The sequence below is a fragment of the Tractidigestivibacter sp. genome (assembly GCF_057241865.1).
Genome location: NZ_DBHHPX010000007.1, coordinates 70,270 through 92,627, shown reverse-complemented (window position 1 = coordinate 92,627; position 22,358 = coordinate 70,270). Strand labels below are relative to the sequence as shown.

At 63.8% G+C, this 22,358-nt stretch carries 19 protein-coding genes; 16 read left to right on the top strand and 3 right to left on the bottom strand.

Translation table 11 applies throughout. The features are described 5' to 3' along the window. The first annotated feature begins 72 nt into the window (after positions 1–72). The 9 genes from ACO59D_RS03895 (at position 73) to ACO59D_RS03855 (ending at position 12,145) form a co-directional block, all read left to right on the top strand. Positions 73–885 carry an ABC transporter ATP-binding protein gene (locus ACO59D_RS03895; RefSeq protein ID WP_485125853.1) on the top strand — a complete coding sequence of 271 codons (813 nt, stop codon included), beginning with the start codon at positions 73–75 and terminating at the stop codon, positions 883–885. After that, positions 886–1,593, top strand: coding sequence for an ABC transporter ATP-binding protein (locus tag ACO59D_RS03890; RefSeq protein WP_485125843.1), 708 nt, complete (start codon positions 886–888; stop codon positions 1,591–1,593). Positions 1,594–2,322: 729 nt separating this feature from the next. After that, positions 2,323–4,626: a replication restart helicase PriA gene (gene priA, locus ACO59D_RS03885; protein ID WP_485125842.1), complete on the top strand. Its 2,304-nt coding sequence runs from the start codon at positions 2,323–2,325 to the stop codon at positions 4,624–4,626. A 46-nt stretch (positions 4,627–4,672) separates the two neighbouring features. Then, positions 4,673–5,227: a peptide deformylase gene (gene def / locus ACO59D_RS03880; protein WP_130811932.1), complete on the top strand. Its 555-nt coding sequence runs from the start codon at positions 4,673–4,675 to the stop codon at positions 5,225–5,227. A 1-nt stretch (position 5,228) separates the two neighbouring features. After that, a complete protein-coding gene (gene fmt, locus ACO59D_RS03875; protein WP_485125841.1) occupies positions 5,229–6,155 on the top strand; it encodes a methionyl-tRNA formyltransferase in 927 nt (308 codons plus the stop codon). 3 nt (positions 6,156–6,158) lie between these two features. After that, a complete protein-coding gene (locus ACO59D_RS03870) occupies positions 6,159–7,595 on the top strand; it encodes an RsmB/NOP family class I SAM-dependent RNA methyltransferase (RefSeq protein WP_485125840.1) in 1,437 nt (478 codons plus the stop codon). 441 nt (positions 7,596–8,036) lie between these two features. Next, complete coding sequence (locus ACO59D_RS03865) at positions 8,037–8,567, top strand: MarR family winged helix-turn-helix transcriptional regulator (RefSeq protein ID WP_165443613.1); 531 nt, start codon at positions 8,037–8,039, stop codon at positions 8,565–8,567. After that, the gene (locus tag ACO59D_RS03860; protein WP_485125839.1) at positions 8,551–10,335 is read left to right on the top strand and encodes an ABC transporter ATP-binding protein; all 1,785 of its coding nucleotides are present in this window, start codon (positions 8,551–8,553) and stop codon (positions 10,333–10,335) included. The genes ACO59D_RS03865 and ACO59D_RS03860 overlap by 17 nt, the downstream gene beginning before the upstream one ends. Further along, the gene (locus ACO59D_RS03855; protein ID WP_485125838.1) at positions 10,328–12,145 is read left to right on the top strand and encodes an ABC transporter ATP-binding protein; all 1,818 of its coding nucleotides are present in this window, start codon (positions 10,328–10,330) and stop codon (positions 12,143–12,145) included. Before ACO59D_RS03860 ends, ACO59D_RS03855 begins: the two co-directional genes overlap by 8 nt. A 23-nt stretch (positions 12,146–12,168) precedes the next feature. Here ACO59D_RS03855 and ACO59D_RS03850 read toward each other — a convergent pair whose 3' ends face one another. Continuing rightward, entirely contained in the window at positions 12,169–13,533 is a 1,365-nt protein-coding gene (locus tag ACO59D_RS03850) for a polysaccharide deacetylase family protein (protein ID WP_485125837.1), read from the bottom strand. 339 nt (positions 13,534–13,872) lie between these two features. Beyond that, positions 13,873–14,055: an FmdB family zinc ribbon protein gene (locus tag ACO59D_RS03845; protein WP_130811939.1), complete on the bottom strand. Its 183-nt coding sequence runs from the start codon at positions 14,053–14,055 to the stop codon at positions 13,873–13,875. Between the two features lie 182 nt (positions 14,056–14,237). Between ACO59D_RS03845 and ACO59D_RS03840 the strand changes: the two genes are divergently transcribed. Then, positions 14,238–15,605: a thiamine diphosphokinase gene (locus ACO59D_RS03840; protein ID WP_485125836.1), complete on the top strand. Its 1,368-nt coding sequence runs from the start codon at positions 14,238–14,240 to the stop codon at positions 15,603–15,605. A 330-nt stretch (positions 15,606–15,935) separates the two neighbouring features. Here the strand turns inward: ACO59D_RS03840 and rpmB are convergent, their stop codons facing one another. Then, a complete protein-coding gene (gene rpmB / locus ACO59D_RS03835) occupies positions 15,936–16,124 on the bottom strand; it encodes a 50S ribosomal protein L28 (protein ID WP_130811941.1) in 189 nt (62 codons plus the stop codon). 265 nt (positions 16,125–16,389) lie between these two features. Here rpmB and ACO59D_RS03830 point away from each other — a divergent pair, with 265 nt between their 5' ends. The 6 genes from ACO59D_RS03830 (at position 16,390) to ACO59D_RS03805 (ending at position 22,353) form a co-directional block, all read left to right on the top strand. Further along, positions 16,390–16,740, top strand: a complete 351-nt coding sequence (locus tag ACO59D_RS03830) for an Asp23/Gls24 family envelope stress response protein (RefSeq protein WP_130811942.1) — start codon at positions 16,390–16,392, stop codon at positions 16,738–16,740. 30 nt (positions 16,741–16,770) lie between these two features. Further along, positions 16,771–18,441 (top strand): DAK2 domain-containing protein, encoded by a 1,671-nt coding sequence (locus tag ACO59D_RS03825; protein ID WP_130811943.1) that lies wholly within the window; start codon positions 16,771–16,773, stop codon positions 18,439–18,441. Between the two features lie 6 nt (positions 18,442–18,447). Further along, positions 18,448–20,658 carry an ATP-dependent DNA helicase RecG gene (locus ACO59D_RS03820; RefSeq protein WP_485125835.1) on the top strand — a complete coding sequence of 737 codons (2,211 nt, stop codon included), beginning with the start codon at positions 18,448–18,450 and terminating at the stop codon, positions 20,656–20,658. Beyond that, positions 20,655–21,239, top strand: a complete 585-nt coding sequence (gene rsmD / locus ACO59D_RS03815) for a 16S rRNA (guanine(966)-N(2))-methyltransferase RsmD (RefSeq protein WP_485125834.1) — start codon at positions 20,655–20,657, stop codon at positions 21,237–21,239. Before ACO59D_RS03820 ends, rsmD begins: the two co-directional genes overlap by 4 nt. Then, positions 21,232–21,741, top strand: coding sequence for a pantetheine-phosphate adenylyltransferase (coaD, locus tag ACO59D_RS03810; RefSeq protein ID WP_256386421.1), 510 nt, complete (start codon positions 21,232–21,234; stop codon positions 21,739–21,741). Before rsmD ends, coaD begins: the two co-directional genes overlap by 8 nt. A gap of 114 nt (positions 21,742–21,855) precedes the next feature. Further along, positions 21,856–22,353: an ATP synthase subunit B family protein gene (locus ACO59D_RS03805; RefSeq protein ID WP_130811946.1), complete on the top strand. Its 498-nt coding sequence runs from the start codon at positions 21,856–21,858 to the stop codon at positions 22,351–22,353. The last annotated feature ends 5 nt before the right edge of the window (positions 22,354–22,358 follow it).

Here is a 22,358-nt window from a genome sequence, read left to right as displayed (position 1 = left end):
GCCGAGGCCACCCCTGTCGGGAATGGCGCGGCTGCGTCACCCAAGCGCCGCCACCGCTCTGTGCTCGTGCAGATGGAGACCCCCAACCTCGTGCCCGAGCGCGACCTCGGCAAGATGCCCGTGCTTCAGGCGGAGCACCTCGGCATCGACTTTGGCGGACTTACCGCTGTCGACGACTTCAACATCGCCATGGGTCGTACCGAGATCTCTGGCCTTATCGGGCCCAACGGTGCAGGCAAGACCACGATCTTCAACCTGCTCACCAACGTGTACAGGCCTACGCGCGGAACCGTTCTGCTCGACGGCTACGACACCGCCGGCAAGAGCGTGATTGAGGTCAACAAGATGGGCATCGCCCGCACCTTCCAGAACATCCGCCTCTTCAACAAGATGACGGTTGAGGAGAACGTGCTGGTTGGCCTTGGCAACTCCATGTCGACGCACCTCCTCACCGACATCTTCCGTCTTCCCAAGCACTGGAAGCAGGAGGCCGAGTTCCACGACAAGGCGATGGACCTTCTCGGCATCTTCAACATGCAGAGCCTGGCCCGCGAGCGTGCCGGCAACCTTCCGTACGGTGCCCAGCGCAGGCTTGAGATCCTGCGCGCGCTTGCGACCAACCCCAAGGTCCTGCTTCTCGACGAGCCTGCGGCCGGCATGAACCCCGCCGAGACCGAGGAGCTCATGGAGAACATCGAGAAGATCCGTGACGACTTCCAGATTGCCATCCTGCTCATCGAGCACGACATGAGCTTCGTGATGGGCATCTGCGAGGTTATCGGCGTCCTGGACTACGGACGCATCATCGCGAAGGGCACGCCCGAGGAGATCCAGAACGACCCCAAGGTCATCGAGGCCTACCTCGGCAAGCAGGGGGTGAAGTAGATGACCATGCTCTCCGTGCAGGACCTGCACGTCTCGTACGGTGCCATCAAGGCCGTCAAGGGCATCTCGTTCGACATCGACGAGGGCGAGGTCGTCACCCTTATCGGTGCGAATGGTGCCGGTAAGTCGACCACGCTTAACACCGTTGCTGGTCTTATCAAGCCGGACTCCGGCAGCATCAAGTTCAACGGCGAGGAGCTCGTGGGCATCAGGCCCCACAAGATCGTCGAGCGCGGCCTTGCCCTTTGCCCCGAGGGACGCCGTGTGTTCACGCACATGACCGTCTCCGAGAACCTCGACATGGGTGGCTACACGCGCACCGACGCGGAGAACAACGAGACGCTCGAGGTTGTCTACGAGCACTTCCCGCGCCTGAAGGAGCGCACGAACCAGATGGCCGGCACGCTTTCTGGCGGTGAGCAGCAGATGCTTGCCATGGGGCGCGCACTTATGAGCCGGCCTAAGCTCCTTATGCTGGACGAGCCCTCGATGGGCCTGGCGCCCATTCTGGTTGACGAGATCTTCGAGATCATCCAGGCGCTCAACAAGAGCGGGACCACGATTCTTCTGGTCGAGCAGAACGCCAACATGGCGCTTAAGGTTGCCGCGCGCGGCTACGTGCTCGAGACCGGCAAGATCGTGAAGACCGGTACCGGCGCCGGACTTCTCGTGGATGACGACGTCCGCAAGGCCTACCTCGGCGGATAGTTTCCCGAGAGTTCATCTCTGCTTTGGTGATGAGACAAGGGGACAGTCCCTTTGCCTCATCATCTTTGTCTCGAGTTTTTGTCGCCGCCTATGGTAGATGTACGTAACAGCCGTATCTCTAACCGTTCAAAACGACCCTTTCACCGACTGAAATTGAATTATTAGTAATAGTCCACACCATCAGGGCACATTGAAGTCGTCGGGCACTTGAAGAATGGAAGATATAATGCGTTCGAATTCACTGAGAATGTCACTCTGGGTATTGAGCCGGTGCAAGAGGACTTGAGATCAAAAGTACTTGCAAGATCCAACATCAATCTTGGCAATGGAAGTATATGCTCGTTACCAGCGTCTACTACGGTTAGGGGGATGACATGCCGGAAATTCTGATCCTTGTTGTTGTGGCAATTGTTGTTGTCGCCTTAATTTTGGGTGTGCCTCACCTTGTCCGCGCGATAGAGGAGTACAAGCGCGCTGCAAAGTGAGCGTGCTGAGAAATGCTGGTCTGTGATACGCCGATGCCCGGCAATGCTCGCGATGGTGATGCGTCGCGAGCATTTTTTGTCTCGTGAGACAAAGAGACAGAGACAAAGGGACGGTCCCTATGTCTCATCACTACGCATCGGCCCCGCGCCCATCGGGTACAATCGGTTGCCGTTGTCAGCCAATGAGACAAAGTGAGACAGAGAGACTGTCCCTCTGTCTCATCGTTTCGAGAGGGGGGCATCGGTGCGTTTCGCGAGCGTCGCGCTCGACATACCCACGCGCGCCCTTGAGGGCACGTTCGACTATGCCATCCCCGAGGCCATCGAGGACCAGGTGGTCGTTGGCACCACGGTGCTCGTGCCCTTCTCGCACAGAAGTGCCGTGGGCTACGTGCTTGCCACCTCCGACGAGCCGCCCACAGACATCCCCCCAGCGCGGCTGCTCGCGGTGGCACAGGTGCTCGCGCCCTCGGCCTTTGGCCCGCACTCTGCGGCCGTTGCCCGCTGGATCGCGCACGAGTACGCTTGCCCGCTCGCAGACGCCGTACGGCTCTTCCTCCCCCCCGGCCAGAAGGTCCGCGTGACCCGCGAGTCGCCGGACGCCCCGTGGGAGCTTGTCGCCGAGAAGGCCGTACCCGCCGACGCCCGCTGGGTCTCTCTGGCCCCCGGCGCAAAGGGCTTCGAGCCCGCACGCAATGCGAGTCGCCAGCGAGCGGTGCTCGAGGCCCTCTCTGCCGGGGCCATGCGCCTGGCGGAGCTCTCGGCCACCATCCCCGGCGCCTCGTCGGTTGTGAATGCTCTGGCAAGGCGCGGCATCGTGAGCGTCGAGACGCGTCGTCAGATCCGCGGGGGAGAGGCCACCACGCTCTCCTCGGCGCAGGCCACAAGACCGGAGCTCCTCACGGCCGGCCAGCTCGCGGCCGTTGCCGCCATCGACGAGGCACGCTCCCGCGCGGCTGGCGACGTGGTCCTCGTCGACGGCGTGACCGGGTCTGGCAAGACCGAGGTCTACCTCGAGGCCATCGAGAGAACCCTCGCCACTGGCAAAGGCGCGCTCGTCCTTGTGCCTGAGATCTCGCTCACGGCGCAGACCGTGGGTCGCTTTCGCTCGCGCTTTGGCGACGACGTGGCGGTTCTCCACTCGCGTCTCTCGACCGGCGAGCGCTTCGACCAATGGGACCTTGTGCGCCAGGGGGCCGTCCGCGTGGTGGTGGGCGCGCGCTCCGCGCTCTTCGCGCCGCTTGCCAACGTGGGCCTCATCATCATCGACGAGGAGCACGAGTCCTCCTACAAGCAGGACTCGAGCCCGCGCTACCACGCGCGCGAGGTCGCAGCGCGTATGGCCAAGGAGTGGGGCTGCACGCTGGTGCTTGGCTCGGCTACGCCCTCGCTCGAGAGCCTCTATCGCTGTGAGGTGGGCTCGTGGTGCGGCGCCCACTGGACGCGCGTCGAGATGCCCGAGAGGCCCGGCGGCGCCGTGTTGCCAAAGGTCACCATCGTAGACATGGCGTCGCAGTTCAGGGGCGGATCGCGCTCGGTCTTCTCGGAGCCCCTGCGTCGTGCCCTCGAGGGAGTGGCCGTTCGGCGCGAGAAGGCCGTCTTGCTTCTCAACAGGCGAGGGTTCGCTAACTTCCTCATGTGCCGCGAGTGCGGGTGCGTGCCCGAGTGTCCACACTGCTCGACGGCCCTTACATACCACGAGCGTACGCACTCGCTCATATGCCACTCCTGTGGCCGCAGCTGGCCCGTGCGCGCCTACCCCGACCCGTCTACGCGCTGCCCCAACTGTGGCAGCCGCTACCTCGGTGCCTATGGTGTGGGCACCCAACGCGTCGAGGACGAGCTTGCCGTGCTCTTGCCTGAGGGGGTCGAGGTCATCCGCATGGATGCAGACACCACGCGCACGAAGGGTGCCCACCAGCGCCTGCTCGAGCGCTTTGATGCGGCGGAGTGCGCCGTACTTGTGGGCACGCAGATGATAGCCAAGGGCCTCGACTTCCCCGAAGTCACGCTCGTGGGGGTCATAAACGCAGACACCATGCTCAAGCTGCCGGACTTCCGCGCCGCCGAGCGCACCTATGACCTCCTGGAGCAGGTGGCCGGCCGTGCCGGCAGGGGAGGACACCCCGGAGAGGTTGTCATCCAGACATACTGGGCCACACATCCGGCAATGCGCGCGGTCCTCTCGCACCGTCGAAGCGTCTTTCTCGTGCCAGAGCTCGAGGAGCGCAAGGAGGCCTCATACCCTCCGTTCTCGCGCCTTGCTAACGTGCTCGTGTGGGGGAGAAATGCCCGTGCTGTGGGAAACACCTCGGCCAAGATGGCGGACGCGTTGCGCGAGAAGGTCGGCGACCTTTCGGGTTGGGAGGTCTTGGGACCTGCGGACTGTGTCAAGGCGCGCGTGAAGGACAGGTCCCGCCGTCACGTCATGGTGAAGGCCCCTCTCGACGCCGACCTGGGTGGCGTGGTGTCTGAGTGCGCTGCAGGGATTGGCCGTGGGATGGGTATTAACATGGCATTGGACATTGACGCCTACGACCTCATGTAGGCAAAGACATGCTCGCGCGGCGCTGTCGCGCTGTATTGGAGGAGCTATGAACCCGCTCGATGACATTGTGCTCTCGCCCGCACCCGTGCTTTCTGAGGAGTGCGCACCTATCGACAAGATCGATGACGAGATTCGTGAGCTTGCCAAGCGCATGCTGCGCGACATGTATGCCGCAGACGGATGTGGCCTCGCTGCTCCGCAGGTGGGCGTCGCAAGGCAGCTCGTCGTTATCGACGTTGAGTGGTCGGGCAAGGGCTCCAAGAAAAACCCGTACGTGCTCATCAACCCTAAAATCATCACGGCGGATGGGCCCGAGCGCACCATGGGCGAGGGTTGCCTTTCCTTCCCCGGCATCACCGTGGATGTCAAGCGCCCCAGCCATGTGGTGGTGCAGGCGCTCAGCCTCGACGGCGACCTCATGCAATACGAGGCAGCCGACAACCTGCTTGCTGTGTGCCTGCAGCACGAGATTGACCACCTGCATGGTGTGACCATGATCGATCACCTCTCGCCCTCGGTGCGCGTGCGCGCGATGTCCGAGTACCAAGACGCGCTCGAGGCCGGTGCGCGCCCCGGTGACGTGGGAGCTGGGGAGGACTAGCATGCGCATCGTCTTCATGGGCACCCCCGAGTTTGCGGTACCGTCGCTCGAGGCTCTTGCTGCCGCGCATGACGTTACGCTCGTGGTGACGCGACCGGACGCCGTTCGCTCGCGTGGGAAGAAGCTCGAGCCCTCGCCGATAAAGGCCCGTGCGCTTGGGCTGGGCCTTCCCGTGCTCGAGACAAGGCGTATGGACGCCGAGGCAATCGATGCCGTGCGGGCGGTCGCACCAGACCTCATCTGCGTGGTGGCATTTGGCTGCATCCTGCCCGACGAGCTTCTCGCCGTGGCGCCCTTGGGTGCCATCAACGTGCACGGCTCGCTTCTGCCGCGCTGGCGTGGTGCGGCCCCCATCCAGCGGGCCATTCTCGCCGGTGACGAGCGTACGGGCGTCTCGATCATGCGTGTGGCGCACAATCTGGACGCGGGCGCGTGGTGCCGCCAGGTGTCCGTGCCTGTTGGCACCAAGACGGCAAGCCAGCTCTTTGACGAGCTTGCACGGATTGGTGCCCACGAGCTGGTTGCAGCGGTGGCGCAGATTGCTGATGGTACGGCGACCTGGCACGAACAGAACCCAGCCCTGGTTACGATTGCCGAAAAGGTCAAGAAGGGCGAGATGCGCCTCGACCCGTTCGACGCATGTGCGACAAACGCCCTGCGCATCCAGGCGTCGACCGATGCTGCGCCGGCACGCTGCCAGGTTGCGGGCAAGGGTGTGCGCATCGTGCTTGCTGCCGTTGCCGGGGACGACGCACCGCACGTTGCCACGGGAGACGTCGCCCTCGGCCACGGGCGTGTGTTCCTCGGCTGCGCCGATGGTGTGCTTGAGCCGCTGCGCGTGAAGCCCGACGGCAGGCGCGAGATGGATGCCTCCGCCTGGGTCCAGGGCCTGCGTGCTACCGACGGTGCCACCTGGGGGCGTGCCTAGCGCATGGCCTCTCTTTCACCCGCCCGCATCGCAGCCGCGGACGTTCTCTCCCGCGTGAGGCGCAGAAACGCCCGTGCACGCGACCTGCTGCGTGTCTCGGCACCTGTGGCTCGCCTGACGCCTGCCGATCGTGCGCTGGCAACCAGGCTTACCCTAGGGGCCGTTCGCGCCTCAGGCGCCATCGACGCACTTCTCGACGCACACCTGCGCCGCGGCCACCTCGAGCCGCGCGTGCGAGATGCGCTGCGCATCTCGGCCCTCGAGCTCCTGTGGCTCGCGACGCCCGTGCCTGTGGCGCTGAGCCAGGGGGTCGAGCTTGTGCGGCGCGTCTCTCCTCGTGGTGCGGGCCTTGCCAACGCGGTGCTTCACCGTGTGGCGGAGGAGGACGTGCCTGCGCTCGCCCAAGCCCGCAAGCGCGTGGAGAGCGGAAGCTGCACCACTTCCGATATCGCGCTTGTTGCCGCGCTCCCGGCATGGCTTGCGGGCGAACTGGTGGTCTCGCTGGGAATCGAGGGCGCGTGCCACATGGCGCTCTCTGCTATGGAGGCCCCTGGGGCCTACGTGGCCGGAAACGCCTGCCTGCACGACGATGACGAGGCCGAGCGGCTCCTCTCCGCAGCCGGCCTCATCCCGCGCGCTACCTGCCTTCCCGGGTGCCTCACGCTGTTCTCGGCTGCGGGCCTTGCCAAGTCTGGGCTGGTGGACGCGGCAGACGTTGTTCCTGCGGACATGGCGGCGCAGGTCGTGGCCTGGCTTGCCTCGCCTGCGCCTTCCACGCGCATGCTGGAAGTCGGGCAGGGGAGAGGCACCAAGTCACTACTGCTCGAGTGCTGTGCGCAGCGGCGTGGTGGGCTTGCGCAGCTCTCCGCGGTCGAGCTCGAGGCATTCAAGGTTGCCGTGTCGCGTGCACGCATGGAGCGAGCGGGCCTTGGCGCCTTTGTGACCTGCACTGCGTTTGACGGATGTCGTCTTGGCGAGCAGGACCTTCCGCAGGAGATTGCGGGTTCTTTCGACTCCGTGCTTGTTGACGCGCCCTGCTCGGGGACGGGTACGCTTCGCCGCCACCCAGAGATTGCCTGGTCACTCCAGGAGTCCGCGGTTCATGTGGAGGGCCGCTCGCTTCCGGAGCTTCAGCTGGCGATGCTCCAGGCGGCTTCCGAGCGCGTTGGGGCCGGTGGTACGCTGGCATATGCGACCTGCTCAGAGCTTCGCGAGGAGGACGAGGGCATTGTTGCGGCCTTCCTGGCAAGCCCCAAAGGCGCGCGCTTCTCGCTTGTGAGCCCGCGCGCGACACCCGCCTTCGCCGCGCTGCCGCCTGAGGCCCAGGGTCTGGTAGCCACCATGATTGGCGACGATGGCATGCTGCGCACCTCTCGCGCGGACAGTGCGGATTTGCCGCTTGATGGGCACTTTCTGGCGCTTCTCATGTGTGCGGTATAGGGGCTCGCGACGCGGCCGGACGGGCGGGAAGTTGGGTTGGTGCGTACGCTCATCCCTGCGTTTCTGCCGATTCCGCCCTTGGGAGTTATGAGCTGTCAAAAAGGCGATGGCGTGCGTACGCATGACCCCGCACTTTTGGCAAGACCCCTGCGTTTGCCCAGTTGGGCGGGAGGGACTTGGCAATAGGTGGGGGTAGTGCGTACGCACGACCCGGGTTTCTCGCCAGCGGACGGCCCTATGGGGTCCAATCTGGTAGAAGCCAGAGGTGGTGCGCGCACCTTCGGGTTTCCTGCCGCCGGAGACTCCACCAGAGGGCGAGCGCAGCCCCATCCCTCTTTATCCACAGATCTGCGATTCTCTTCATTCTCAATGGCATACTGTCTGGCTTCGGACTATTATGGCTCACGCATTGTTCGAAATCGTACTAGTTTGGGGTGCTACATGCCGGACGAGCAGTTTGGCATTGCGGAGGCGGAGGGAGTTCCCGTTCCTACGGTCCGTGATATGGATATCGCTTGCCAAGAGGTCAATCGCCTCTACTATGAGATTTCAAAGGGGTGCGGCGTCTCCGAGACCGCGTGCTGGATTCTCTTTGATGTGCTGGTCGCGGGTGGCAGCTGCCCTCAGAGCACCTTTGCCAGCATGCACTCGCTTTCGCGTCAGACGGTGAGCTCCACCATGAAGTCGCTTGTCGCACGGGGCCTGGTCTCGCTCGACTATGGCGAGGAGGACCGCAGAAGCAAGGTCGTGAGCCTCACTGCCAAAGGGCGGGCGTTTTGCGCCCGTCGCATCGAGCCTGCGCTTCGCGCCGAGCAGCGCGCCTTCGAGACCCTTTCCAAAGGCGAGCGCACCCAGTTCGTGGGCCTTGTCCGCCGCTATGCCGCGGCTGTCTCCGCCGAGGTGCGGGCCCTGCGTGACGTGACATCCGACGAGGCGAACAGAACGAAGGCATCCGATGTCAGCCGATTGTGACTACAGCAGGCGTGCGTCATGGAGGGTCTTGTCCGGTCTCATCCGCCCGCATCGCGGTCTGGCCGTGGCAGCTCTCGCGCTCTTGCTTGCCGACGTCGTAGGCATGCTGCTCGTTCCAACGCAGCTTGCAGCTCTTGTGAACGTTGCTGTGGGAAGCCACGATACCGCCGAGCTTACCTCGCACGGGCTGGCCATGCTCGCCGCCGCTGTGCTGGGTTCGGGCGGTTGCGTGGCATCGTACTGGGCTATCTCGCGCCTTGCCGCCTACGTGGGACGAGACCTGCGCATGGCTGTCTACAAGAAGTCCCTTGCGCTCTCGGGCACCGACTTCAACGCGTTTGGCACGGGCTCCATGATCACGCGCACGCTCTCCGACGCCAACGTGGTGCAGCAGACCCTGCTCATGACGTTCATGATGGCCTTTCCGGCACCTGTGACCTGCGCGGTTGCCATCATCCTGGCGTATGGCATCGATCCTGTCATGGGACGGATGCTCCTGGTTGTGACGCTGGCGATGCTTGCCATCTGCGTCTTGGCTATTGCCAAGGCCACACCGATCTTTCTTGCCATGCAGGGATTCATCGACCGCATGAACTCCCGCCTGCGCGAGGTTGTGACGGGCACCCGTGTCATCCGCGCCTTTGGCAAGGAGGAGCACGAGCGTGCCCGCCTGGACGAGACCTTCGGGGACTACGCGAGCAACGCCATCCGCGTCAACATGCTGTTCTCGGTGACGGACTGCACAACGTTTTTCCTGATGAACATCGTGGAGGTGCTCGTGATGTGGCTGGGTGCCGACCGCGTGGGCGCGGGTGCCATGCAGATCGGCTCCATCTCTGCGTTACTCGAGTATGCCATTCTCATCATGTTCTTCATGATGATGGCGCAGTTTGCGATCATCCAGGTGCCCCGTGCGCTCTCGTGCCTCACTCGTGCGGCCACCGTGCTTGACTCCGTACCCACCGTGACGGAGCCCGAGAAACCAAAGCCCCTGGCAACACCAGCGGATCCCCGACCCGGCGACGAGGTCGCACGCTTCTCACACGCAAGCTTCCGCTTTGCGGACGCCGATGAGGACACCCTGCATGACCTCGACTTCTCCGTGAGGCGCGGCGAGGTCACGGCCATCATGGGCAACACGGGCTCGGGAAAGTCCACCGTGGCCAAGATGCTTCTGCGCTTCCACGACGTCACGAAGGGCGAGCTCGACGTGCTTGGGCGTGACGTTCGCGAAGTCACCCAGCATGACCTGCGCGCCCACATTGCCTACGTCCCGCAGCAGGCCTGGCTCTTCTCGGGAACGATCGCCGAGAACCTCCGCGATGGCAATGCCGCCGCCACAGACGACGAGCTCTGGCACGCCCTCGACGTGGCCCAGGCGAGCTTCGTGCGAGAACTGCCCGATGGCCTTGCCACGCGCGTCGCACAGGGAGGCTCGAACTTCTCGGGCGGCCAGCGGCAGCGGCTTGCGATTGCCCGTGCGCTCGTGCGTCGCGCCGACCTCTACGTCTTCGACGACTCCTTCTCGACGCTCGACTACAAGACCGACGCGGCGCTGCGTCACGCCCTTGCAGGCGAGCTTGACAACGAGGCCGTGGTCATCATCGCCCAGCGCGTGAGCACGGTGCGCCATGCGGCGCAGATTGTGGTTCTGGGCGACGGGCGTGTGGTGGGTCGCGGGACTCACGGGGAGCTTATGGAGACGTGCCCGGCCTACCGCGACATTGTCGAGTCCCAGACGAGAGGAGGTGCGACTGCCAATGAGTGACGAGAAGAGCCACCGGCTCGATGGGCTCGACGAAGAGCGTCCGCATGACGCTCGGGGAACGGCGCGGCGACTGTGGATTTCCGCTGGCAGCCAGCGCTGGCGCCTTGTGGTGGCTACCGTCTGCGCCGTCGTGTACGTTGCCGCAAGCCTGGGAGCGGCTGCCTACAGCGCCTATGTGGTCGATGTCTTGTGGGCAGACATCCAGGCGAGCCTTGGCCGCGGCGAGGCATTTCTCGTGGGTTTTGACAGCGGTGGCCGAGAAGTGCTCATCTACCTGGGCATCTGGACCTGCGCTTGGGTCTTCTACAGCGTGCAGTCGCTCGTGACGGCAAGCTTTGCCGAGCGTCTCAACCTGCTTTTGCGCAAGGAGATTGCCGCAAAGCTCGGGAGGCTTCCCCTCTCGTACTTTGACGCCCACCAGCCAGGTGACACCATCAGCCGAGCGACCAACGATCTGGACAAGGTCTCCGAGGTGCTGCAGCGAGGGTTGCTCCAGCTCATCGTTGCCTTTACCACCCTGGTGGGCGCGATTGTCCTCATGCTGCTCTCGAATGCCGCCTTGGCGCTCGTGTTCTGCGCGTTTGCCGCAGCGGCCACGGCAGTCACGAAGTTCGCTGCGCGCCGCACGCTGGACGCGGCGGCCGAGCGCCAGGATGCGCTGGGTCGTCTCACGGAGGGCGTCGAGGAGGCCTACTCGGGCCGTGTCGTCATCAAGGCGTTTGGCGTGGAGGGTGCGAGCCTTGAGGCCATCGCGGATCGCGCCGAGAAGGTGGCGGCGACAAGTGCCCGAGCAGACTTTCTCACCAACGCCATCTCGCCCGCGATCCGCTTCCTCGTGCGACTCTCGCAGGTTGGCATTGGCCTTGCTGCCGGAGTGCTTGTGGCAGGCGGACAGATGACGGTCGGCTCGTTCCAGGCGTTCTTCCAGTACGTGACCCAGGCGTCAGAGCCGCTCACGCAGCTCGGCTTTACGGTTAACATGCTGCAGGGCGCCCTCGCTGCCGCGGAGCGCGTCTTTGCGCTGCTCGACGCCACCGAGGCCAAGTCGGATCCCGAGGCGCCTCTTGCGCTCCCGCAGCCGGTGCGGGGCCGTGTTGCCTTCGAGTACGTTCGCTTTGGCTACTCGCCTGACGCGCCGCTCATGCGCGACGTCTCGCTTGTGGCCGAGCCGGGCGAGAAGATCGCCATCGTCGGCGCGACGGGTGCGGGCAAGACCACCCTCATCAACCTGCTCATGCGCTTCTATGAGGTCGGCGGCGGGCGCATCACGCTCGATGGGGTGGATACCAGGCTTCTGTGTCGAAGCGACCTACGGCGCGAGTTTGGCATGGTGCTGCAGGACGCATGGATCTTCGAGGGGACCATTGCCGAAAACATTGCCTACGGCAGGCCTGGGGCAACGTGCGAGGAGGTCGAAGCGGCTGCTCGCGCGGCGCATGTGGACTTCTTCGTGCGTACGCTCCCGCACGGTTACGACACGCTGCTCGCCGATGGTGGCGAGAACGTAAGCCAGGGCCAACGTCAGCTTCTGACCATTGCGCGCGCCATGCTCACCGACCCAGCCATGCTTATCCTGGACGAGGCAACCTCAAGTGTTGACACCCGCATCGAACAGGCCATCGTTCGTGCGATGGAGGCCGTCATGGAGAATCGCACGAGCTTCGTGATCGCGCACCGGCTCTCGACCATCGTCGATGCCGACCTCATCCTCGTTATGGACCACGGCACCATCATCGAGCAAGGGACGCACGAGTCGCTTCTCGCCAAGGGTGGCGCATACGCGTCTCTCTACCATAGCCAGTTTGCGTGAGACAAGGGGACAGCCCCCTTGTCTCATTCGCCAATCTCGTCAGGCCAAACTGCGCTTTCGGGCATGGTCGCATCGCAGCTTGCGATGTCAGATGGGATGGAGTCGTCGCTTGCCAAGAGCTCGCTTATGGTAACGAAGGTGTATCCCTGTGACTGGAGCGTATCGATGATTTGAGGCAGCGCCTCGACATCCTGGTCTCGGTTGCCGCCGCCGTCGTGCATCAGGATGATGCTTCCGGGCTTTACGCCTGTGGTGGCGTTAGAGACGATCCGGCCTGCGCCTGGTAGCCGCCAGTCCTCGGTGTCGATGTCCCAGCGCACGGAGACCGTCGCCACGCCCTGCGTGGAGAGCCAGGTCTTCTGCGTGAAGCTCCCGTAGGGCGGGCGGAACGCCGTGGTCTTCACGCCCGTGGCGTTTTCTATGGACGAGAAGGATGACGTCAGCTGGTCGAGAACCGTCTGCGCGTCCGAGTTCCTGAGGTCGGGGTGGTCATAGGAGTGGCTGCAGATCTGGGAGCCGGCATCCACGATGGCCTTGGCGGCACTGGGATTTGCGTCCACCTCCTTACCCAGGCAGAAGAAGGTTGCCTTGACACCTTTCGCCTTGAGGATCTCCAGGTACTGACTGGTGTACTGGCTCGGGCCATCATCAAAGGTGAGAGCCACAAGCCTCTTGTTGCCTGCCGGCTGGACGTCCTTCACGGTGACGATGCAATCCTGGCCCTGCTGGTAGACCGTGCCGTCGGCTTGCTCGCCAGACTCCTGGCCGGTAAGCACGTCCTTTACGGTGGTAGACCCCCACTGCGAGATGTAGTTGATGGCGCCCACGTTGCCCTCCATGAGGAGCCTTGGCGCCTGGTTCACGGTCTCGGTGGTGTAGGGCTCCGTGCGGTCGCCTCCGTCATCGATGGAAATGCGCTCGCCGCCGGACACCTTGTAGACGCTTGCCTCGTCGTAGGGGGTGTCCTTGTCGTTGATGGTGACCGAGTAGGGATGGCCTCCGCCCTCGGCAAGGACGTTTCCGGAGACGCTTACGTAGTTGCCCGATGCGGTCTGGATGTTCTCGTCCTGCTTGATCTGGTCAATCGTGGTGCCTACGGTCACGCTTTGGAGCGTTCCGTTCACGGTCACTTGCACTGGGCGAAGCTTTGTCCACCAGAAGAAGCCTCCGCCCAAGATTGCTGCGAGGACCAGCAGCGGGACGAGCGTTCGTGCCACAAAGCGCCTGCCGCCTCTGTCGTGTCCGTTTTGGCCGCTGCCTTCGGACATCACGTTTGCGTTGCCAGTGGGGATAAAGCCTGCGTCCTTCCCAACAAGCCCAAAGCCCTGCTTTTGCTCGGTGCCCACTGTCCTCTTGGATGGGGTCCTCTCATCATTTGTGTCAGACATGCTGCCTCCGGAACTCACGTCCGTCTCGTGTGTCGATAGCGCCTTGCCGTGTCGAAGAGCTTAGCCCGACGTCCGCGAGAGACTACCTTAGTTTACTTTATGGCTGCCAAGCCAATATACTCTCCCCCTGATTCTAAGGGAACCCGATGCGTCATATGCGCCCAAAGATGGGCTTGGGCGCAAGTTGTCGGGCTGACCTGGCGCGGGCGAGTTTGACCCGTCCGCCGTACAGCTCATCGGGGCGAGGGCGCGACACAGTCCAAGGCCCCCGTCGAGAAGCGACGGGGACCTTGGACTGCTGCATGTTGCCTGGGGTACGGATTCTCTGTACCGCGAGAGCTACTTCCCTCGCTGGTCGGTGTTATAGAACCCCGATCCCTGGAAGACAATTCCCGAGGTCTCGAACACGCGCTCGGCCTCGTGGCCGCACTTGGGGCAGTTCACCTTGGGATGAGCGCTCATGGGGTGCTCGACCTCGAAAGTCGAACCGCATGAGGGGCATTTGTAATCATAACGAGCCATATTCTTCTTCCTCCGGAAGCTTGGTGCAGATGCTGTATGGTATCTCGGGCGGGCGCGACAGCGTCTAAGCCATGGGATACTTTACCCAACTGGACAGGTTGCTGCCAACTCACGCTGGGCTCGCCTGGGGACAACACCGAATCTGCTCGCGACGTGACGGCTGTGTGCCGCAGGGAGAGACGATGGCTTTCAAGGGTGCCATTTTCGACTGTGACGGAACGCTCATTGACTCCATGCCCATGTGGGGCAGGGTCATGAAAGAGGTCGTTCAGGCCCATGGCATCCAAAGCGCCGGCGATGACTTCTTTCCCCGCATCGAGAAGGTCAGTCTCCTCGACGGCTGCCGGACAATCCACGACGAGCTGGGCGTGCCTGCGTCGCCAGAGGAACTCTACGAGGAAGTCGCAGCCATCGTTCGGCGCCATTACGCGCATGATGTCAAGCTCATGCCCAGGGCCAAGGAGTTTCTCGCGGAGCTTGACGCCGCTGGCGTCCCCATGGTCATCGCGACCTCGACGCCGCTGCGCGAGGTTCGGGTGGCGCTTGAGGTGCACGGCATTTCTCGCTTCTTCAAGGACATCGTGACAACGGAGCAGGTGGGGGAGCGCGACAAGGAATTCCCCGACGTCTATCTTGAGGCGGCTCGGCGCTTAGGCACGCCGGTGGAGGATACCTGGGTCTTTGAGGACGCGCCATTTGGTGTGCGTACCTCCAAGCGTGCGGGCTTTAACGTCGTGGGGCTTATGAATGACCACGACGGTCGAGACGAGAGGGATGTGGAGCCCTGGTGCGACATATACGTGCATGGCTTCGCCGAGCTCTCCGTGGCACTCATCAAGGACTATGCAGCGCCGACGCCGCAGACTGCAGAGGTGCCGTCCGACGCGAATCCGCTGCGTGCCCTTGTGGTGGACGGGTCGCCCACGCCAAGCTCACCGGAGCTGGTCGCGCGACTTGCCGCCGAGGCGGACTACGTTGTCGCAGCGGATTGCGGTGCCGAAACATGCCGGGCAGCCGGCGTGGCGCCAAACGCGTACTGCGGCGACCACGACTCCGTTTCCGCGGCGACAGGTGCCTGGGCGAGCGAGCAGGCTGGCCGCACAATCGAGTTTCCTTCCGAGAAGTACGCCACGGACCTCTCGCTTGCCATCGATTGCGCACGCCATGAAGCTGCGCGACAAGGGCGCCCGCTGCGCCTGACGGTGACCTGCGCGTCTGGCGGGCGTCCGGACCACGCGCTGGGAGTGGTGGGCCTTCTCGCCAGCGCTGCCGACGCCTGGCCCGCGTTGGTGGAGGACTCCTTCGAGATGCGTATTGTCGCCGCTGGGGGCGCGTCGGAGTGGCGGCTTGGCGAGAGGGCAGAGGGCCATACCTTCTCTGCGGTTGCTGTGGCGCCGGGGACGGTGATTAGCGAGTCGGGCATGAGGTGGTGTCTCGAGAAGCGTCCGCTTGGGCTTCTCAACGACCTAGGAATCTCGAACGTGGTGGTGAAGAAGAACGCCGTGGTCTTAGTGAGCTCGGGTGCCGTTGCGGCGTTTTTGTTGAGGTAGGGAGTGCCGGCGTGGCTGGTGGTGGCCGATGCGGCTGGCCCTGGCGACGGCCGGCATGCCGTGCTTTTCGGGCATTTAGGCTCCTCTAAACGGCGAGAGTCTGCGGAGCCGTTGTCAAGGCGTGAGAAATCGCCGTTTAAGCATTGCTAACCGTTCGGATTTTGCGGAGCCGTTATCCACCCGTAGAAAATTGCCGTTTAAGTGGGACTAAACGTTCGAGAAACTTCTAAACGGCGAAAAACAACAAGCAACTGGAAAGAAGAAGGCTCGACCAAAAAAGGGGCCGCACCAGAACGGCGCGGCTCCGCGTGTCACATGCAATCCAGAGGACTACCCGCGAACGAGGTTACCCTTCTTGAGGCACCTGGTACAGACGTTCAGCTTCTTGCGCCGGCCGTCGACAACGACGGAGACGCGCTGGATGTTTGGCTTGAACGTGCGAGCAACCGTGCGATGGGAGTGGCTGATGGAATGACCGGCAACGGCGTGCTTGCCGCAGATATCACAAACCTTCGACATGACCTTGACCTCCAAAGTGCGGCGCTCGCGCGCCCGTTAATCAACAAGCCTTGCAAATATACCACTTGGGGTGTTTCTCGCAAGGGATACACACAACTTCTTGGCATTGGCCTCGTCGGCGTTGGGCTGGGACCCGTCGGGCTGAGACCCCCGCCTGCACCCCTCCGCGGGACGGTCACGCGTTTGCACGAGCCTGCGCTATAATCACATGGATTTTGTCGTTTCTATCGCCCCCGCACCCACGAGGGCTTTGAGAGGAGACCCCATGGCCGGTGTCGTTCCGGGAGCGCTCAAAGTTTCTAACGACTGCATTGCAGATCTGGCTGGCTACGCTGCGCTGGAGTGCTACGGTGTCGTTGGCATGGCGCTCATCGACGAGCAGGGCGGCGTCGCTCAGCTCCTGCCCACAAACCGCCTGCGCCGCGGCATCGACGTCAGCGTCACGCCTGATGGTCACCTCTCGGTCGACCTCCATGTCGTTGTCGAGCAGGGCGTCAATATGGCGTCAGTCGTCAACAACCTCACCAGCTCGGTCAAGTTCATCCTTAAGCAGATTGCCGAGCTTGACGACATCAAGGTCACTGTCCACATCGAGGGCCTCCGCTCCAATCGCTAGGCCGCTGAGAAAGAACCGAGGTCCAATAAGATGATTGCGTCAGTCATCCGTACGTGCTTCCCCGTGGCGGCGAACGTTGTTGCCGATCGTGCAGAGGAGATCAACAAGCTCAACGTCTTCCCCGTTCCCGACGGTGACACCGGCACCAACATGTCGCTTACCCTGGGAACCGTCGTCAAGGAGGTGGAGGCGCTTTCCCAAGATGCCACCATCGAGGACATCGCCAAGGCGATAACCCACGGCTCACTCATGGGCGCGCGTGGCAACTCGGGCGTCATTACCTCCCAGATTCTCCGTGGCCTTGCAGAAGGTCTCTGCGATGCCAAGGACCAGGACAATCCCACTTCCGCAGACATCGCGCACGCGTTCCGTCGCTCGGTCAAGGTCGCCTTTAAGGCAGTTCGCAAGCCGGTCGAGGGCACGATCCTCACCGTCCTGCGTGACATGTCTACTCGCGCCGACCAGCTCGAGAAGGCCCGTGTCTCCGCAATCGAGATGCTCGACGCACTGGTCATCGAAGCGTACGAGTCTGTCGCCCGCACGCCCGAGCTCCTGCCCGTTCTCAAGGAGAACGGCGTGGTAGACTCGGGTGCCTTTGGCTTTGCCACCTTCTTCGAGGCCTTCGTGAACGCCGTCGAGGGCAAGGCCGGCGAGATCTCGGACTTCAAGACCACCGTCGACTCCGAAGACGCCAAGGCGGCCGTCTCCTCCAAGGTCGCCATCGAGCTCAACGACGACTGGGAGGGTTCCCAGTACCGCTACTGCAACGAGTTCCTCTTCCACGCCAACAACGAGTCGTTCGACCACGACGCGGCGCTTGCCTTCCTTGCCACCATGGGCGACTGCGAGCTTCTCGTGGGTGAGTACCCTGACTACAAGGTGCACGTGCACTCCAACACGCCCGACAAGGTCCTTGCCTACATGCTCGAGTACGGCCAGATCTTTGAGGTCTTCATCCACAACATGGACCTCGAGGCTCACGAGCGCACGGCAAAGATTGCTGCGGACAAGGCCGTCGAGCAGAAGGCCCCCAAGAAGCCTCTGAGCTTTGTCGCAGTTGCCGCAGGCTCCGGTGAGGCGTCCATCCTCACCTCCCTTGGCGTCGACGTCGTTGTCTCGGGTGGTCAGACCATGAACCCCTCGACCGCCGATATCCTTGCTGCTGTCGAGAAGGCCAACGCCGAGAATGTCATCGTGCTTCCCGACAACGGCAACATCCGCATGGCCGCCGAGGCGGCGGCTTCTGCCTGCGAGGACGTCCATGTGGCCGTGGTTCCCACCAAGACCGTGCCCCAGGCCTTCTCGGCAATGTTTGTCGCCGATCCCGATGGTACCCTCGAAGACAACGTCGATGCCATGACCGAGGCCATCGCCGAGGTCCGTGGCGGCGAGGTCACCCGTGCCGTGCGCGATTCCCAGGCGGCCGACGGCTCGCCCATCCACGCCGGTGACGTCATGGGCATCGAGGACGGGGACATCATCGTCGTCGGCTCGTCGGTGAAAGACGTCACGGTCGAGCTTGTGCATCGCATGCAGGAGGCGGAGGAGGGCGACACCCTCACCATCCTCGCGGGCGCGGACCTCGATGACGCTTCGTTTGAGGATATCGTCGCAGCCATCTCGGCTTCCGAGCCCTCGCTCGAGATTGACTCCCACCGCGGCGAGCAGCCCCTCTATCCCATCGTCTTCTCTATCGAGTAGTGGCCCATGGGTGTCCCGCATCCGTCACCCGCAGCCGGTACTCCGAGCGTCGGGGCGGCTGCGGGACGCGTCGATAGGACGCTTGCCCTCACGGACGGCGTCTCGCGCCTGCGCTATGTCTCGTCGAGGGGCGCGTCATCGCGCCTCGACGCGCTGGAGCGCCTCGGCATCCACCGGGTGCGCGACCTCTTTCTCCATGTGCCACACCGCTACGTGGACTACTCCCACGTGGTGCCCATAAGCCATGCCGACCTCGGCAGCGAGGTAACGGTCGTGGGTACCGTCGACAAGGTCGAGCTCAAGCGGCCTCGTCCGCGTCTCACGGTGGTCGAGCTCTTCGTGGTTGACCAGACCGGCGTGCTCTCGGCAAGCTTTTTTGGCCAGCCATGGCTGGCTGAGCAGGTCAGGCGTGGCGACAAGATCGCGCTTTCCGGCAAGGTGGACTTCGCCTACGGCTTCAAGCAGATGCGTGCGCCCTTCCACGAGGTCCTGGAGCCAAACGCCAACGCCTCAAGCTATCGTCGGGTGCTGCCCGTGCATTCCGTGGGGGAGGGGATTACCACCTCATGGATGCGCCGCATCGTCTCGTGCGCGCTTGCCGACGTGGGCGACGTGGCAGATTGGATGCCCGCGACGCTTGTGGAGCGCCATGGGCTCATGACGCTTGCGCGCGCCGTCCGCGAGGTCCACTTCCCACAGAGCCTCGCCACGGCGGAGGAGGGGCGCCGGCGCCTTGCCTTTGACGAGCTCCTCTGCCTTCAGGTGGCCCTTCTCAGCCGTCAGGCCATCGAGCTGGGGGACGTGCGCGCAACCACGCATGCAAGCTCGGGGCCGCACATGGACGCCCTTCTCGCCGCGCTGCCCTTCTCGCTCACCGACGAGCAGCGCCACGCCGCAGATCAGATTCTTGCCGACATGGCCGCTCCCCGCGTCATGAACCGCCTGCTTTTGGGCGACGTGGGCACGGGCAAGACGGCCGTGGCCGCCGTGGCCCTGGCAGCCGTGGCAGACACCGGGACCCAGGGCGCTGTCATGGCACCCACCTCGGTTCTTGCGCGGCAGTATGCCGAGAAGCTCGGGCCCATTCTCGATGCAGCGGGCATCACGTGGGCGCTCGTCACGGGTGCGACCCCGTCCGCCGAGCGTGCCGAGGCAGCCCGCCGCACGGCCGCGGGCGAGCTCTGCGTGACCTTTGGCACCACCGCCCTGCTCTCCGATGACATCGCGTTTGCCCGTCTCACGTTTGTGGTCGTCGACGAGCAGCACCGCTTTGGCGTGGACCAGCGTGCATCACTGCGTCGCAAGGGTGCGGGGGCAGACCTTCTCGCCATGACGGCAACGCCCATCCCACGCACGCTTGCGCTCTCGATCTACGGCGACGTCTCGCTGTCCTGCATCCGCAATCGTCCAAGAGCCACGGCCGGTGTCACCACGAGCATCGTCACGCCCGAGAACCTCGACCTCGCCTACGGCTCCATTCGCAGCGCCGTCGAGGCGGGCCACCAGGCCTATGTGATCTGTCCCCTGGTAGACGACGCCGACTCAGGTGACGGCCTGGGAAGCGACCTCGACGACGTTCCGGAGTCGCAGCGCAGCAAGGGCACTCGCGTGCGCTCTGCCACCTCGACTCTGGCCGAGCTCTCCGAGCGGGTCTTTCCAGACCTCGCATGCGCCCTGCTCACCGGTCGCATGTCTGCTGCCGACAAGGACGCCGTCATGGAGGAGTTCCGTGCGGGCAGGGTGGATGTCCTGGTGGCCACAACGGTGGTCGAGGTCGGCGTCGACGTGCCCAACGCAACGGTCATGCTCATACACGACGCGGACCGTTTTGGTCTGGCGACCCTGCACCAGCTGCGTGGTCGCGTGGGGCGCGGCGACTGGCCGGGCGAGGTCTGGCTCTCCTGTGCCGCGAAGCAGGGGACACCGGCCCGCAAGCGGCTCTCGGCCCTTGAGAGCACGGCAGACGGCTTTGAGCTGGCGCGTCTCGACCTCAAGCTGCGGCGCGAGGGCGAGGTCCTGGGGTATCGCCAGCATGGCGGCATCACGCTGCGTGTGAGTGACCTTGCGGCGGACGAGGACCTCGTGGTTGCGGCCCACGAGGACGCGCAAGAGATCTTCGCCAAGGACCCCTCTCTTTCCGGCCCCGAGCTTCGCCCCATGGCGCTCGAGGCAAGGGACCGCTTTGGCGCCTACTTTGAGGAGCTGGACAAGGCATGAGGGTTGTTGGTGGCAAGTGGGGCGGAAGGTCCCTGGAGTCTCCCGATGGGCGTGGTGTCACCCGTCCCACGACGGACCGCACACGCGAGGCCATGGCGTCGATGATTCTCTCGGCACGTGGGCTTGACCTTGGTGGTGCCTCGGTGCTCGATGCCTTTGCAGGCTCGGGTGCCATGGGGATCGAGCTCCTCTCGCGCGGCGCCGCGCACTGCACCTTCATCGACCAGGACTCACGCGCCGTAGCCCGGGTGCGCCGCAATCTGGGACTGGTTGGTGCCGAGAAGGACGTGTTCGCCGTTCTCCGTGGCGATGCCTGTCAGCTCGCCGAGAGGGGACGCATTGCCGGAGCACCCTTTGACGTGGTGTTTCTCGATCCGCCCTATGCCCTTTCGGTGGCCCTTGTGAGTGATATGCTCAAGCATCTCTCTGCGCATGGCGCGCTCCCCCCTGGGGCAATCGTGGCCTACGAGCGCTCCGCCGAGGCCCCAGAGCTTGACGTGGCGGGGCTTGCCCCCGTGCGAACCAATCGTCACGGCATCACCTGCGTGGACCTCCTCGAGAAAGGATCGGACGTTGGCTAGCAATCTCTGCACGCATGTGGTGGTGCCTGGCACCTTTGACCCGGTGACCCTGGGCCACATGGACGTCATTCGCCGTGCCCGAAAGCTCTTCCCGCGGGTCACGGTTGCCGTAGCGGAGTCGCGGCACAAGCGTGACACCGGCACCGAGTTCACGCTCGAGGAGCGCGTTGACATGCTCAAGGGCGCCCTTCTCGACGACGGGATGGAAGACGGTGTCGAAGTGGTGCCATTCTGTGGGCTGCTCGTTGATTTCTGCAAGAAGCAGGGCGCGGGTGGCGTGGTCAAGGGCCTGCGCGCCACCACCGACTTTGAGTACGAGCTGCAGCAGGCCGACCTCAACACCTACATGGCACCCGACCTCGAGTCCATCTTCGTCATGTCAAACCCCCAGTACGGCTATGTCTCCTCCTCTGTCGTGCGCGAGATCGCGGCCATGGGGGGAGACGTTGACTTCCTCGTTCCGCCCAACGTTGCCGTGTGCCTCCGTGCGCACTATGCGTGAGCTTTAGCTCCTTTGAGGACTTGAGGCTCTTTTCTGCTACCATCAAAGTGATATGCCCCTTGGGCAGCGCACGGGCATGCCCGAGCAGTGGCCCGTATTTGAAAGGAGACCTGGATGCAGCCGGGTGAAGAAATAGAGAGCCTGGTCGACGAGCTCGAGCAGCTAGTGAACGAGGCGAAGTCCCCGCTTACCGGCGGCGGTCAGAAGAAGATCGTCGACTCGCAGGATGTGTACGAGATTCTCGACGAGATTCGCAGGGTCTTCCCGCAGGAGTTTCAGGATGCCCGTCGCATCCTGAAGGAGGAGCAGGAGACGCTCGACCGTGCCCAGCAGCAGGCCGACAGCATCATCGCTGACGCCCAGCAGCAGGCCATGATCCTCGCCGGTGACCAGGAGGTCGTGCGTCTGGCCCAGCAGCAGGCCGACAGCATCAAGGACCAGGCCGCCCAGTACGAGCGCGACACCCGCTACAACGCCGAGGAGTACGCGGACACCGTCCTCGCGCATCTCGAGGAGAACCTCAAGTCGCTTACCAACTCGGTCTCCCGCGTTCGCCAGACGCTCGACGAGAACTCCGGCCCGCGCAACACGTCGAACAACGTCCCCTGGTAAGCGTC

Bases quoted from the DNA above. Each gene is read 5' to 3' on its own strand.
- rsmD (WP_485125834.1), top strand. From the start codon at position 20,655: ATGAGGGTTGTTGGTGGCAAGTGGGGCGGAAGGTCCCTGGAGTCTCCC.
- ACO59D_RS03860 (WP_485125839.1), top strand. From the start codon at position 8,551: ATGTCAGCCGATTGTGACTACAGCAGGCGTGCGTCATGGAGGGTCTTG.
- ACO59D_RS03830 (WP_130811942.1), top strand. From the start codon at position 16,390: ATGGCCGGTGTCGTTCCGGGAGCGCTCAAAGTTTCTAACGACTGCATT.
- ACO59D_RS03855 (WP_485125838.1), top strand. From the start codon at position 10,328: ATGAGTGACGAGAAGAGCCACCGGCTCGATGGGCTCGACGAAGAGCGT.
- ACO59D_RS03870 (WP_485125840.1), top strand. From the start codon at position 6,159: ATGGCCTCTCTTTCACCCGCCCGCATCGCAGCCGCGGACGTTCTCTCC.
- ACO59D_RS03895 (WP_485125853.1), top strand. From the start codon at position 73: ATGGAGACCCCCAACCTCGTGCCCGAGCGCGACCTCGGCAAGATGCCC.
- ACO59D_RS03805 (WP_130811946.1), top strand. From the start codon at position 21,856: ATGCAGCCGGGTGAAGAAATAGAGAGCCTGGTCGACGAGCTCGAGCAG.
- ACO59D_RS03850 (WP_485125837.1), bottom strand. From the start codon at position 13,533: ATGTCTGACACAAATGATGAGAGGACCCCATCCAAGAGGACAGTGGGC.
- ACO59D_RS03845 (WP_130811939.1), bottom strand. From the start codon at position 14,055: ATGGCTCGTTATGATTACAAATGCCCCTCATGCGGTTCGACTTTCGAG.
- def (WP_130811932.1), top strand. From the start codon at position 4,673: ATGAACCCGCTCGATGACATTGTGCTCTCGCCCGCACCCGTGCTTTCT.
- ACO59D_RS03840 (WP_485125836.1), top strand. From the start codon at position 14,238: ATGGCTTTCAAGGGTGCCATTTTCGACTGTGACGGAACGCTCATTGAC.
- ACO59D_RS03820 (WP_485125835.1), top strand. From the start codon at position 18,448: ATGGGTGTCCCGCATCCGTCACCCGCAGCCGGTACTCCGAGCGTCGGG.
- ACO59D_RS03865 (WP_165443613.1), top strand. From the start codon at position 8,037: ATGCCGGACGAGCAGTTTGGCATTGCGGAGGCGGAGGGAGTTCCCGTT.
- ACO59D_RS03890 (WP_485125843.1), top strand. From the start codon at position 886: ATGACCATGCTCTCCGTGCAGGACCTGCACGTCTCGTACGGTGCCATC.
- fmt (WP_485125841.1), top strand. From the start codon at position 5,229: ATGCGCATCGTCTTCATGGGCACCCCCGAGTTTGCGGTACCGTCGCTC.
- ACO59D_RS03825 (WP_130811943.1), top strand. From the start codon at position 16,771: ATGATTGCGTCAGTCATCCGTACGTGCTTCCCCGTGGCGGCGAACGTT.
- rpmB (WP_130811941.1), bottom strand. From the start codon at position 16,124: ATGTCGAAGGTTTGTGATATCTGCGGCAAGCACGCCGTTGCCGGTCAT.